The organism is bacterium (assembly GCA_024228115.1).
Classification (GTDB): Bacteria; Myxococcota_A; UBA9160; order UBA9160; family UBA6930.
Genome location: JAAETT010000538.1, coordinates 1 through 12660, shown reverse-complemented (window position 1 = coordinate 12660; position 12660 = coordinate 1). Strand labels below are relative to the sequence as shown.

The 12660-nt window shown below is 65.9% G+C and carries 12 protein-coding genes; 5 read left to right on the top strand and 7 right to left on the bottom strand.

Annotated features, from left to right (window positions below):
- Window positions 1-134 precede the first annotated feature (134 nt).
- From GY937_22035 to GY937_22025, 3 genes are all read right to left on the bottom strand, one after another.
- Window positions 135-1163, bottom strand: coding sequence for an isopenicillin N synthase family oxygenase (locus GY937_22035; protein MCP5059393.1), 1029 nt, complete (start codon window positions 1161-1163; stop codon window positions 135-137).
- Between the two features lie 61 nt (window positions 1164-1224).
- Window positions 1225-3783 carry an FtsX-like permease family protein gene (locus GY937_22030; GenBank protein MCP5059392.1) on the bottom strand — a complete coding sequence of 853 codons (2559 nt, stop codon included), beginning with the start codon at window positions 3781-3783 and terminating at the stop codon, window positions 1225-1227.
- Window positions 3780-4472: an ABC transporter ATP-binding protein gene (locus GY937_22025; GenBank protein ID MCP5059391.1), complete on the bottom strand. Its 693-nt coding sequence runs from the start codon at window positions 4470-4472 to the stop codon at window positions 3780-3782. The genes GY937_22030 and GY937_22025 overlap by 4 nt, the downstream gene beginning before the upstream one ends.
- Before the next feature lie 67 nt (window positions 4473-4539).
- Here GY937_22025 and GY937_22020 point away from each other — a divergent pair, with 67 nt between their 5' ends.
- Window positions 4540-5199 carry an arylesterase gene (locus tag GY937_22020; GenBank protein MCP5059390.1) on the top strand — a complete coding sequence of 220 codons (660 nt, stop codon included), beginning with the start codon at window positions 4540-4542 and terminating at the stop codon, window positions 5197-5199.
- Window positions 5200-5226: 27 nt separating this feature from the next.
- On the opposite strand, the gene GY937_22015 is transcribed toward GY937_22020, so the two are convergent.
- The 3 genes from GY937_22015 to GY937_22005 form a co-directional block, all read right to left on the bottom strand.
- Window positions 5227-7407, bottom strand: a complete 2181-nt coding sequence (locus GY937_22015) for an ATP-dependent DNA helicase (protein ID MCP5059389.1) — start codon at window positions 7405-7407, stop codon at window positions 5227-5229.
- Window positions 7408-7656: 249 nt separating this feature from the next.
- Entirely contained in the window at window positions 7657-7947 is a 291-nt protein-coding gene (locus tag GY937_22010) for an antibiotic biosynthesis monooxygenase (GenBank protein MCP5059388.1), read from the bottom strand.
- 30 nt (window positions 7948-7977) lie between these two features.
- Entirely contained in the window at window positions 7978-8226 is a 249-nt protein-coding gene (locus GY937_22005; GenBank protein ID MCP5059387.1) for a hypothetical protein, read from the bottom strand.
- A gap of 432 nt (window positions 8227-8658) precedes the next feature.
- Here GY937_22005 and GY937_22000 point away from each other — a divergent pair, with 432 nt between their 5' ends.
- The 3 genes from GY937_22000 to GY937_21990 all read left to right on the top strand — a co-directional run bounded on the left by GY937_22000 (window position 8659) and on the right by GY937_21990 (window position 11054).
- Complete coding sequence (locus GY937_22000; GenBank protein MCP5059386.1) at window positions 8659-9027, top strand: PilZ domain-containing protein; 369 nt, start codon at window positions 8659-8661, stop codon at window positions 9025-9027.
- A 375-nt stretch (window positions 9028-9402) separates the two neighbouring features.
- A complete protein-coding gene (locus tag GY937_21995; GenBank protein ID MCP5059385.1) occupies window positions 9403-9753 on the top strand; it encodes a helix-turn-helix transcriptional regulator in 351 nt (116 codons plus the stop codon).
- The gene (locus GY937_21990; GenBank protein ID MCP5059384.1) at window positions 9750-11054 is read left to right on the top strand and encodes a type II toxin-antitoxin system HipA family toxin; all 1305 of its coding nucleotides are present in this window, start codon (window positions 9750-9752) and stop codon (window positions 11052-11054) included. The genes GY937_21995 and GY937_21990 overlap by 4 nt, the downstream gene beginning before the upstream one ends.
- 320 nt (window positions 11055-11374) lie before the next feature.
- Here GY937_21990 and GY937_21985 read toward each other — a convergent pair whose 3' ends face one another.
- Window positions 11375-12424 carry a hypothetical protein gene (locus GY937_21985; GenBank protein MCP5059383.1) on the bottom strand — a complete coding sequence of 350 codons (1050 nt, stop codon included), beginning with the start codon at window positions 12422-12424 and terminating at the stop codon, window positions 11375-11377.
- Window positions 12425-12512: 88 nt separating this feature from the next.
- Between GY937_21985 and GY937_21980 the strand changes: the two genes are divergently transcribed.
- A partial coding sequence (locus tag GY937_21980; protein MCP5059382.1) for an ion transporter occupies window positions 12513-12660 on the top strand: 148 nt, incomplete at its 3' end.

Sequence of the window (12660 nt, the reverse complement as noted above, 5' to 3'; positions counted from 1 at the left end):
GTCAAGTCAATCCGATACCGCTTCTTCGACATACGGGCCCCATGAATCGGCCCGCGACACGGCGAGAACCGATTGGCTGCGGGGGACGCAGTGCTTAGCATGACAACACTTCCGCCTTTGGTCGATACAAGGGACTAGGGCCCGGGCATCGATTCGTCCAACACATCCCGTCCGAGCCCCGGGAAGACCTTTGCCACTTTGCCCAGCAGGTACTCGCCGTAGGTGCCTTCGAAACCGTGCACCGAGGTGCCGTCCCAGCGATCCGTGTCGTCGTTCTCCGGAGCGGACAACGAATCCAGAGGGCGCATCCGCACATCGAAGCCTGGGTCGAAGAAGAACGGAAACGAGAGCCGACTTCGCCCACTGGTGTTTCGCACGCGATGGGGGGTCGAACGGTATTGGCCGCCGGTCATGCGTTCCAGCATGTCGCCGATGTTGCAGACGAAGGCGTCAGAGACCGGCGGTGCCTGGATCCAGCCGTCGCCGGTCTTCACTTCGAGGCCGCCTTCATCGGTTTGCTGGAGCATCGTCAGCAATCCGTAGTCCGTGTGCTCGCCGACACTCCAAAGCGTCTGCTCGTCTTTCCTGGCCAGCGGGGGATAGTGGAAGATGCGAAACAAGACGAACGGATCCCCCGTGAAATGGGCGGCAAAGCTGTCTGCAGGTAGAGCGAGCGAAAGCGCAATGCCCTCCATCAGGAGGTGGCCGAGGCTCGTCATCGCGCGCATGTAGCTCCCGACGCATTCGCGCAGGCCGGGTACGCAAGGGGGGAAGAGGTTCGCGCCGTGGAGCGGTGTTCCGGCGAGGACCTTTGGATGGTTCGCCTCGAGTTCTTCGCCGAAGTACAACCCCTCCTTTTGATCTGGCAGCCCGAGTGTGAGCTCATCGCCCACCGGGAAGTAGCCGCGCCACGCCCGCCCGCCGTGCGCCATGCGAATCGAGAGCTTCGTCTCGAGATCGTGCTCGAAGAACGCGCGGCTCTCCCGCTCCAGACGCTCGCACAGCCCGGGATCGATGCCGTGACCCACGGCGTAGAAGAAGCCGTGGCTTCGGCAGGCCTCACCGATGCGTGCCGCGACCTCCCACCGTCCTTCGGCCCGGGCCACGAGAGGCGCGACATCGATGATCGGGAGATCCGGGTCGCGGGAAGTCACTCGGCCCAGAGTAGACCGGGACCTCCTCGGGGCGCGAGTGCTTCGGTGTCCGGCACCGCGGGCGTCGAATTCATCCGCCTTTGACTTCGCGAAGCATGGCGAGGGGAGGGCGCTGGAGCGCCGGGCGTGCGTGGCTCCAGCCCAGGGCGGTCGTCAGGCCGACCGTCGCCAGCCACAAGATGGCTAGATCGCCCATCGGCCAATGGAACGCCTGCTCGAAGAGGAATCGCACCAGCGCCCAGGCGGCGATGACTGCGAGCCCGAGGCCCACGCTGGCCGAAAGCACTCCGAGCGCCAGGGATTCGGTCGTGAAGATCCGGCGCAGGGTGGCGGCGCGGCAACCCAGCGTGCGCAGGAGTAGCGCCTCTCGAATGCGTTGGAAGCGGGCCGTGCTGGCCGCCGCCAGCAGAACGATGAGGCCTGTGGCGAGGGTGAAGACCGCCATGAAGCGTACGGCCAGACTCACCTGGCGGACGACCGTCGCGACAGCACGCAGCAGCAGTGTGGCGTCCAGCACCGAGATGTTGGGGAACGCACCAACCAGATCTCGTTGGAGCGTGGCGCGGGCTTCTTCTCCTTTCAGGTGTCCGACCAGCACGATGCTCTGAGGCGCCTCGTCCAGGGGGCCCGGGGGAAACACCACGAAGAAGTTGGTCGCGAAGCGCGCCCAATCCACTTCTCGCAGGTTGGTGACGACGCTCTCGATGGGTACGCCTTGGATGTCCCACGTGATCGAATCGCCGACCTCGATGCCTAGCGTCTCCGCAAGCTCACGCTCGAGTGAGACCGGGGACGGCCCCTCGTCTTGCGGTTCTGCATTCCACCAGGTGCCCGCGACGATGTGCTCTGTGTCTCGCAGGTCGGCTCTGTAGGTCAGCCGGTAGTCACGGCGAAGGGCCCAGCGCAGGCTGCGTTCTTCCTCTTCTTCAGCAGGCGTCTCGCCGGCCGCGATCAGCATCGTCCTGGTCTGCTTGCCGCCGAGAGCCACGATCCGGGCAGGCACCATGGGCGTGCGGTTGTCCACGCGTGCGTCATGTTCCTCGAGCACGGAAACCACGGCGTCTTGTTGGTCGCGTTGCACGTCGAAGAGAACCATGTTCGCACGATCCGGCCCGGCGTCGTCCTCCAGATCGAGCAGGAGGTTGCTCTGGAGGAGCTGCACGCTGGCGACCAGGAACAGGCCGAAGCCGACGGTCAGGGTGGTTGCAAGCGTCTGGTTTCGAGGCCGAAACAGGTTCGCAATGCCCTGCCGGAGCCAGTACGGCGCGGATTGTGGGACCCGCGTCTTCAACAAGCGGGTCAGCCCTGTCGCCGCTCCGGTGAGAACCAGAAGCGCAGCACCGATGCCAGCCGCGTGGGCCAGGCCGACCAACGAGCTTGGCGCCTGCCAGAGAGTGGCACCAAGAAGAGCAGCACCGATGACGGCGGGCACCCCGAGGTGGCGCTTCGTACGGGTCGCTGGCTCGACGTCCCGACGCAATGCGCGCAACGGCGGAACATCCCGTAGATCGAGAAGTGGCCACGCCGCAAACACCATCGTGACGCCGAGACCCAGGCAAAAGCCGATGACCCCGACAGCCGGGTCCGGACGAAACGTCAATTCGACGGGGATGAATGAAGCAAGGATTCCCGGAAGGGCCGCCTGCACCGCGTAGCCCGTCGCGACCCCCAGCAGGCCGCCGGCCACGCCCAACGCCGCAGCCTGGGCCATGTAGACGGCGATGACGTCGCCCGAACGCGCGCCCAGGGCGCGCAGCACGGAAGCGGTGTCGAGCTTTTCCTGCACGAAGACGCGGATGCCTGCCGCCACGCCGATCCCACCGAGCAGCAGCGCCGTGAGTCCGACCAGCCCGAGGTAGCGGGTGAGCGTGGCCAGGCTCTCGGAGAGCCCTTCCTGGAAGCCGCTCACCGTGCGCGCGGTCGTACGTTCGGCGCGTAGCAGGGGCTCGTGAGCTTCGCGCCATGCATCGAGGTCGACCGCGCTGCGGAGGTAGCCCAGGTACTCGACCATCGAGCCTTGCCGCACCAGGCCGGTGGCATCGAGCTGCGCCGCCGGGATGAAGACCCGCGGCGCGACCGAGGCTCGCAGTCCGAACGTGCCCGGTGCCTTCAGCACTTTCGCGCGGATCGTGAAGCTCGCGCGACCCACGCGAAGCTGCTCGCCGACTTTCGTGTCGAGCTGAATGAGCACCGCGGGATCGACGATGGCGAAAGCACCTTCGCCGAGCGCCGACCAGCGCTCCGTCGGCTCGGTGATCACCTTTCCGTAGAAGGGGAAGCCCGCCTCGACGGCCTGGACGTGGACGAGGCGGCTGCGCTGGGAGGTCTCGGCGAGCGCCATCGAGGCGAAGCTCGTGACGTGAGCCACGTCTGCTTCATCGCCTCCCGTCAGGGCCGTGATCTGCTCGTGGATGGCCGGGCTGAGGGGCGCCTGGGAGCGCAGCATCAGGTCGGCGCCCATCAAGGCCCGGGCCCTCGAGGCCACGGCTTCGCTGATCCCGCCGCGTAGCCCCGTCAGCGCGACCAGGGCGGCAATGCCAAGCGCCATGCAGGAGCCGTAGAGGGCGAGGCGGCGCCCCGAGCCGCGCAGCTCTCGCCGCGCCATGGCCGAAACGAACTGCCGGTTCAAGCCCCGTCATCCTGCAAGCGTCCGGAATCGATGTGCACGATTTTCCCAGCGCGCTCGGCCAGGGACATATCATGGGTGACGATGACCAGGGTGGTGCCGGCCTCCTGATTCAATTCGAAGAGGAGGTTGGCGATGCGCTCGCCGGTCTTCCGATCGAGGTTGCCGGTAGGCTCGTCCGCGAAGAGGATGCGCGGCTCTGCGGCGAAGGCCCTCGCCAGGCCAACGCGCTGCTGCTCACCGCCAGAGAGCTGGCTGGGAAAGTGGTCTCGTCGGTCGCCGAGTCCGACCCTCTCCAGCAGGGCGTCTGCGCGCCGGCCCGCTTCGCTCGCGCTCGGCGCCCGCTCCTTCGGCAGCAACTCGAGCGGCACCTGCACGTTCTCGCGGGCGGTCAGCGTGGGGATCAGCTGGAAATCCTGGAACACGAAGCCCACGTTCTCGGCCCGAAAGCTGGCCCGGTCATCCTCACTGAGCTCGCCTTGATCCACACCGTGGAGCGCGACCTGCCCCTCCGTCGGAAGATCCAGCCCGGCGAGCAGGCCCAGCAGGGTGGTCTTCCCGCTGCCCGAGGGACCGAGGATCACGACGACCTCGCCCTCCCGGATGTGCAGATCGACTGCGTCGAGCACCGTCAGCGGGGCCGATCCGTCCGAGCGCGGGTAGCGCTGGCTGAGATTCCTGGCGAGGATCATCGGGATGTTCGTTTCAGATCGGGCGCGGCGGCAACGATACTGGTGGATCGCCTTGCTTGCATGCCTGATGGCCTGCGGAGCCGGAAATGTCGAGACCTCCCGAGGGGCTGGCTCGGCAGGGTCCGAGGCCACGACGCTTGCTTTGGCGGAGAACGCGCCACGTATCGTGTTGTTCCTGGGCACGAGCCTCACCGCAGGCAGCGGCGTTGCCCAAAGCGAGGCGTTCCCGGCCCGCATCCAGGAGCGTATCCTGGCGGCGGGTTTGCCGTATCGCGTGATCAACGGTGGCGTGAGCGGAGATACCTCGGCGGGCGGCCTGCGCCGGCTCGATTGGCTGTTGCGGCAGGCCGTCGATGTCCTGGTCCTCGAACTCGGAGCGAATGACATGCTCCGCGGTCTGGACGTCGCCAGCATGCGCGAGAATCTCCAGACGATCGTGGACCGCACCCGGGAAGCCCACCCGGAGATCCGGCTGGTGGTCGCGGGGATGCGCGCCGCGCCCAATCTGGGTGAGGCGTACAGCAGCGGCTTCGAAGCCAGCTTTCCCGCGCTGGCGAGCCGGAACGATGCCCGCTTGATCCCCTTCCTGCTCGAAGGGGTGGTTGCGGTTCCGGATTTGAACCAACCGGACGGCATCCATCCAACGGCCGAGGGCCACCAGATCGTGGCCGAAACCGTCTGGCAGATCCTGGAGCCGATCCTTCGTGAGCCGGGCGGCGAGGGCTGACGGCCAGGGCGGATTCCATGTCCGGCGTTACGAGGTAGAACCCGGCTGACTGGAGAAGAACGCGTGCGCTGCCTCCGGCGGATCCGCGACCAGGGCTTCGGGCTCGGCGCCATCCAGCCACGCCTCGGGCAGCAGGCTCCGGTAGGGTTCGCGGAGAAAGCGTCGGCCTAACAACAGAACGACGCCGCGATCTTCCGGTGTTCGCAGCAACCGCCCCACCGCCTGGATGGCCCGGGTCATGCCGGGCACCGCAAACGCCGCGTCCCGTCCGTCTCCGAGGCGTTCTTCCAGATGCTCGGCGAGCAGCCTCCGCTCGAGGGTTGGCGGTGGCAAACAGGGCCCCACGACGGCCACGGCGTGGAGCAGCTCGCCTGGATAGTCGACACCCTCCGTGTAGAGGCCGCCGGCGACGGCCAGGAGCAGAACGTCCCGGCGCTCCCCCAGCACGGCGAGCCTCGCCGAGCGTTCCGCCTCGCCATCCTGACGAGATTGCGCTTCCAGCCAACCGGAGTAGGAGGGCAGGGCATTGCGAATCTTCTCCAGGAACTCGTGGCTCGGGAGGACTGCGAGCGTGTTGCCCGGAACCTGTTCGGCGAACGCAACCAGGCGCCGTGCGATGCTCGGCATCTGTCGGGTTCGCGCTTTATAGGTGGTGTCGACGCCAGGGTCGATCACGACCCGCTGGCGATCGCCGGCGCCGGGCGTACGAACGTGCACGACGCTCGTGCGATCCGGGTCGAGGCCCAGGCCCTCGCGGTGAAGCGCCACGGGTTCGAGCGTGGCCGATAGCCCGATCAAGGCATGCAGCCCCGCGAAACGTCGTCGAAGCCTCGACGAGGGATCGAGTTCGAGCCGTCGCAGAACCGGCTCGCCGCCAACCCAACCCACCAGGGGCGCATGGCTGCTAGCGGTTGCCCAGCGATCGTCGGCGAGCCGCGCCACAGCGAACGCCAATTCGTTGAACGGCTCGGGCCCGGCCTCCGGAGCGGCCCCGCCCCGGATCAAGCTCTCCACGACGAGAGGCTCGAAGGCTTCCGCCAGCTCGGCCAGTTCCCCGAGCGGAAGTGCGTGGGGCACCCAGAGGGGCTCGTCGCCAAGCCCCGCAATTCCCGCTTCGCTGGCGGTGGCCTCCAACACGGCGAGTGTCTGCTCTGCCAGATCTCGTTGGGCTCGGTGGTGGGGATCGCTCCCGAGCGCAGCGCGCTCGATCGCGCCGCGCACCAGGCCGGCGTCGAGGTTGGCGCTACCGGCTTCCCGGGCGCGTTCCAACAGGTTGTGTACCTCGTCTACGACGACGATCGCGCCCTCGAAGACGTCTTCGCCGGCTCTGCCGCGCAAGGGATTCGGGTGGATCAGGTGGTGAACGTCGGCCACGTTGAACGGCAACTGCTCTCCCAGCGTATGAGAGAGGGCGTAGGGGCAGACGTTCTCTTCCGCGCCCTGGGCGAATACCCGCGCACCGTCGAGCACACCCTCGTCGCGTAGTTCGGCCAGCACACGATCCCCGCGCGGGCCCGGGTCGGCGGCCAGGTCGCAGGCGGATTCGTGGCACCACGCGATGCCCGTCGCGCAGAGATCGCGCTTGGCACGTAGTTGGACGGCGAAGGGAAGCCCGGCTGGAGCGATCCGGGCGAGGGTATGCAGGGGCAAGCGTTGCTGGGTGCGGCGGCCCGTCAGGAAGAAGACACGCCTGTTCTGCAAGAGGGCTGCGCGCGCGACCGGAAGCAAGCTGGCGCCGGTCTTTCCGGAGCCGGTAGGGGCTTGCAGCAAGAGATGCTCGCCCGTATCGACGGCTCGTTCGACGGCGCTCGAGATTTCTTGCTGGGCGGGTCGCCACTGGCGATGGGGAAGACGCAGCCTCGCAGCGGCTTCTCTCTGGCTGGCGTGGCGCTTCGCCGTGGCCTGGATTTCCTCGAAGAGCACATCCAGGCGGCCCCGAATCCGCGCCTCGGTTTCCTCCGGGCTCCAAGGAATCGGGATCGACGTCGGAGCCGGCTGATCGAGCGCCCACCACAGGATTCGCGCCTCCACGGTGCGGTCGGTGGTGCATGCGATCATCCACGCGTAGGTCGCGGCCTGGAGCGCATAGGCTTCCGCGCGCTTTTGGGAGGGATCGAGCTTGCCGATCCCGGTCTTCACTTCTTCGACGACGATGGGGGTCGCCGGGCCCTGGCTCAGGCCCTGAACTCCGTCTGCGCGCCCACGCAACTGGACCGTCCAGCCCTGGTGCTGAAGCTCGGCTTCCAGCGCCCGCTCTACCTCGTAGGATGGATCCTCAGCGAGCCGTTGATCCTGGAAGCGGCGATGACGCGAAGCACCGAGTGCTCCGCCGAAGGGGCTTGGCGCCGCACCACGGCCGGCGAGAGGAGCGCCTACGAGCGGCGCAAGGGCCAGTTCCGTGACGGCAAGTTCAACCCGGCCAGCGGCGAGATCGACGCGCGCGGCTTCGCCCTCCGCTCAGCTGTTGCCGTAGGTGGTGTGGCTGGGGCGACCGGAGAGAATGTTCTCTTTCCCCCAGTTCGTCACCTTTCGGAAGGCATCCGAGCTGCAGAACTCCTGGAAGTCCTTCTCGTCGCTCCATCGTGAGACGATCAGGTATTCGGGCTCGCCGGCCTCGACGTTGCGGAAGATCTTTGATTCGTCGTGGCCAGAAGCATTCCGCAACGCGCCTAACACGTTCGCGCAGGCGCCCTCGAAGATCTTTTCCTTGCCGGGCAGGACGAAGTAGTTCATGCCAATCGTGACCAACGGAGCCTCCTACGGTTGCCGGGAGAGTAACTATTCGCCGGTCGATTCGATGAATTGCTCCAGCGAGCGCTTCACCTGGTCGGCGCGTTCGCCCCGCCATCCGGCCAGGGTGGCCAGGACCAGGAAGGCCTGTTCGCGGAAGGCGTCGGCTCCACCGGTTCCAACCGCTTCCAAGGCCTGGCGGGCATGCTGGCGCACACGGGCATGAGGGCACTGGTCTCGGACTGCCGTGATGGCCTCGACGACGCCGAGCGTTCGAGGCGGGGCCGGGTCCGTCAACGGGTTTCTCCTCGGGCAGGGCTCACAAGCTTGGCCCCGCGGGGATCCCATTGTAGCCGCCGCCACGGATCGGGTTGGCAGGCGAAGATACTGCGAACAGCCCCAGAATAGGAAAAGCCCGCCGGAGAGCGGGCTTCGTTTCGCGATGTGGTGTTGGAATGATAGCACGGAAGTCGTTTCTGGCAAGAGCCGGCCCTTCTTTTTCAAGAGATTCTTTCAGGTCGGCGTTTCTCCTCCCCGAACGCACGGGACGTGCGCCAAAAGACGTGAATCGACCTCGAGAACGTCGCCCTGGCTCGGGTGTTTTCAGCGCAAATCCTGGCGCCAGACACGAAGCCTGAGCGAAACCGCGCTGCCCCCGTCACCTGCCCGAGACCTGATGGCACTCACAAGCCTCCCCCGATGCTGCGCGATGGGGAGTGGAGGCATGCCATGGCTGGGAACCCCCGTGATCTGGATTTCGGCGAGCCCGAGCGAGAGGGATGGCCGGAGGTGCTCGAGCGACGAACCGCCCGACGCCAGCCGTGTGGCCTTCCGGTCCAGGTTCATTGGCGAGGCAAGCAGATGCCCGGGGCGCTTGGGGATCTCTCCCGTTCAGGGATGAGTCTGTCCACGGAGGCGGCCTTGCCGCCGGGTGAACAGATCCGGGTCGTGCTCGAAGGCAACTCCACCATGGTCTGGCGTTGCTCTGTCGTCCATCGTCGGCCGGCATCACGAAGCCTGACAGGCCTCGGACACGGAAGCGTCGGCCTGGAGCTCCGCGAACTCTCACCGACCCTGGAGCTTCTGCTGCGAAACTAGCGGGGACGTTCCTTGCGAACTTGCGTTTCTTGGGTTGCGGGGTCCCCCCGCAACCCAAGAAACGCAAGTTCGCAAGGAACGTCCCCGCTAGTTTCGCATGATGTCCGAGCGCCCCTACGCGAACCTGCTTTCGTCCGGCCGCATCTGCCGCTTCATGCAGGATTCCGAGGAAGGCGCCCCATCGGTCGTCCAGGTCTGAGCCGGAATCCCCGAGGGGTAAACATGGATCAATGGAACTATACAAGTTTGATGATTTAATGGAGTTTTCGATATCAAAGCGACATTTTTGTATAGTTGAGCAAGAAACGAAGCGATATACTCAAATCAGGCTAGTAGAGAGCATTGCAGCCGTCTAACTACCAGATTTGAGTACTCATGAAGATCCAACAATCCCTGACCGACGCCGCCGTTCTCGAAGAGATCGGCAAGCGCCTCGCCCGGCAGCGGGTCTCCGCCGGGCTGACACAATCCCAGGCGGCCACCGAGGCCGGGCTCTCCATGCAGACGATCTCTCGCATCGAGAACGGAGCCGGAGCCCAGCTATCCAGCTTCATCCGGCTCTTGCGCACGCTCGATCTGCTCGACGCATTGGATGTTCTCGTACCCAAGCCGCGCGCAAGCCCGATCGAACTGCTTCGCCTCCAAGGCAAGCAGCGCAAGCGTGCCTCCTCACCCAGATCCGAAGTCCGCGAGAAAGTTGACTGGTCCTGGGGAGAGGACGCATGACCTCGGTCGCAGAAGTCCGCCTATGGGGCCGCAGCATCGGTGCCGTCTCCTTGGAGGATGGGGAGGTCGACGCTGCGTTTCAGTACGCCCCGGAATTCGCAGGCAGCAGGGTCGAAGTGTCACCGATCAGCATGCCCCTCTCGAACCAGATCTACTCGTTTCCATCCCTGGCGCACGAAACCTTCCACGGCTTGCCTGGGCTCCTGGCCGATTCCCTGCCGGATCGCTTCGGCAACCTGCTGATCGACGCATGGCTCGCAACGCAAGGCAGGCCGCCGGGGAGCCTCAATCCGGTAGAGCGACTCTGCTACACGGGATCCCGGGGAATGGGCGCCCTCGAGTTCGTGCCTTCCACAGGCCCGGATCGCATGGCAAGCGACGAGATCCGCATCGATCAGCTCGTCGGGCTGGCTTCCGACATCCTCTCGCAGCGCGGCCAACTCCGCGGCTCCCTCGCGGTGGACGAGAGGCACGGCACCCTGGCCGACATCCTCCACGTCGGAACCTCGGCTGGCGGGGCCAGAGCGAAAGCCGTGATCGCATGGAACCAGGCTACGGGGGAGGTTCGATCGGGTCAGCTCGATGCGAGCAGCGGCTTCGAACAGTGGCTGATCAAATTCGACGGTGTGAGCGGAAACAAGGACAAGGAGCTGGAGGATCCAGAGGGATACGGTGCGATCGAGTACGCCTACTCCCTGATGGCAGCGGAAGCAGGCATCCGCATGCATCCATGCCGATTGATGGAAGAGGGCGGCCGTCGGCACTTCATGACGAAGCGCTTCGACCGGGACGACGACGGAAAGAAACGCCACATGCAATCGCTCGGTGCGTTGGCCCACCTGGATTTCAACGCAGCCGGCGCCCATTCCTACGAGCAGGCCTTCGCCGCGATCCGCAAGCTCGGCATGGGAACGGCCGCGGTCGAGGAGCAGTTCCATCGGATGCTGTTCAATGTGGTCGGCCGAAACCAGGACGATCACGTGAAGAACATCGCCTTCTTGATGGAGAAATCCGGCGAGTGGCATCTGTCTCCCGCCTTCGATGTCACCTACAGCTACAACCGCACCGGGAAGTGGACCGCGCAACATCAGATGTCGATCAACGGAAAGCGCGACGGGTTCGTGCGGGAGGATTTCCGCGCCTGTGCGAAGGCAGCGCAGCTGATGCGCGGGCGGTCGGACGCGATGCTCGACGAGGTCGTCAGCGCCGTGGGCCAATGGGAGGCGTTCGCTGCGGAGGCGGGCGTCGGGCAGGGTGAGACGGACAAGATCCGGAACGCCCATAGGCTCGATTTCGAGTAATCGGCTGGCTCATCCAACGAAAAGCGGGGTCAGCTGTTGCCAGCCAACCCCGCGAAATCCCTGGTGGAGCTGAGGGGAGTCGAACCCCTGACCTCTTGAATGCCATTGCTGAGAGCGTTGTTTGGCTAAGTGTCGCTGTGTTCTGCTGTGCTTCGGTGCGTGTGGTCTGGTTGGCACACCAATCGGCACACCAGATTGCCGGAGGGGAACATGTGGAAGTTACCGCGTCAGTAGGTGCCGCACGGAAGCGACGGCCAGTACCAGGAGACCACGGAACTCGATGCGGCCACCGCGCCGCTGCGTTTCGCCCGGGCTGGCGCTCAGTCGCGCAGCACGAATCGCTGGGGGAGCACACGCACCAGCTCCTCCGCAATCAGCTCCCCCACGGCCCGGAATATTTCCGGCGAGTAGTGGCAGGCGAAATGCCGGTCGAGCTCCCCGGTCTCGCGGACGATCTCGCGGAGGCGCGGCACGGTCGATACGCAGGATCCGCCGGCCCTCTCGGCCTCGGCACACACGACGTCCATGAAAGGCCAACCGAATCGGCCCTCCGAGCGGAGCGCGTTTTTGTAAGGCAAGTGCACGACCGTGAACACAGCACCCCGCGCACGGCTCTCGACGGCCATCTGGCGGACGATCGCCAGGCTCAGCTCACGGGTCCGGAGGCGCAGTGCCTCGGGATCCTCGCGGGAGGCTCTGTAGATGCGCACGAAGTTCCACGCACGCGACCGCCACCAGCGGACATAGGCTTCCGGCGACGGCACCGGCACGTTCTCGACCTCGAGGCGGCCGCCCTCGAGGCGCAGACGCGGCTTTCCGTAGCTTCGGAAGCCCAGCAGATTGCGCTTCATGTCCGTGGCGTGGAAGCCGAACACGACGGCATCCGGCTGATAGGGGAATCCATCGCGGCGCAGGCGCAAGAGGGCCTGTCCCTGGCCGTATCCCACCACGCCGAGGTTCAGCGCCTCGGTGTTGGCGAGGCTCTCCTCGATCGCGTGGGGAAAGGTCTCGTCGTCGTCTACGCACTGGCCGAACGTGAAGGAGTCGCCGATGGCGACGACCCGGGCGGCCTCGGTGCGGGCGAGGGAGTACTCGCGACGGCCGCGCATGTGGGCGGCATTCGTGCTGACAGTGGAGCCCTTGTTGTCGATGCGGTCCAGGTTGGCCGCTGGGATATGACCCAGGTCCGCGTCGAGCTCGATGAAGAATCGCGGGTTCAGGCCCCGGCGATACCGGTGCCACCGCTCCTCCCACGAGGCGTCGGTCGAGACCCTGTCCGGCAGCGGAATCCACTCCAGGCGTGCCGCAACTTCGACCCCGAGGAGGCTGGCGAGAGTCGAGAGCAGGAGGAGACCCAGGTTGCGGAGCATGAAGCTCGATACTAGCGGCCGACGGGACTGGTCGGGCCGGGGGGCGCCCCCCCGTTGCGGCGGGTCTCCATACCCCTAGCCTGGCTGGATGGTGAGAGAGCGGCAGACCGTCAGACGACGCCTCTTCGAGATCCTCGAGCTCGGTGCGCCTGAAGACACGACGAGCCAGGTCTTCGACGCCTTCATGTGCGTGCTCATCGTGTCCAACGTGATCGCGGCGACGGTGGAGACGATCG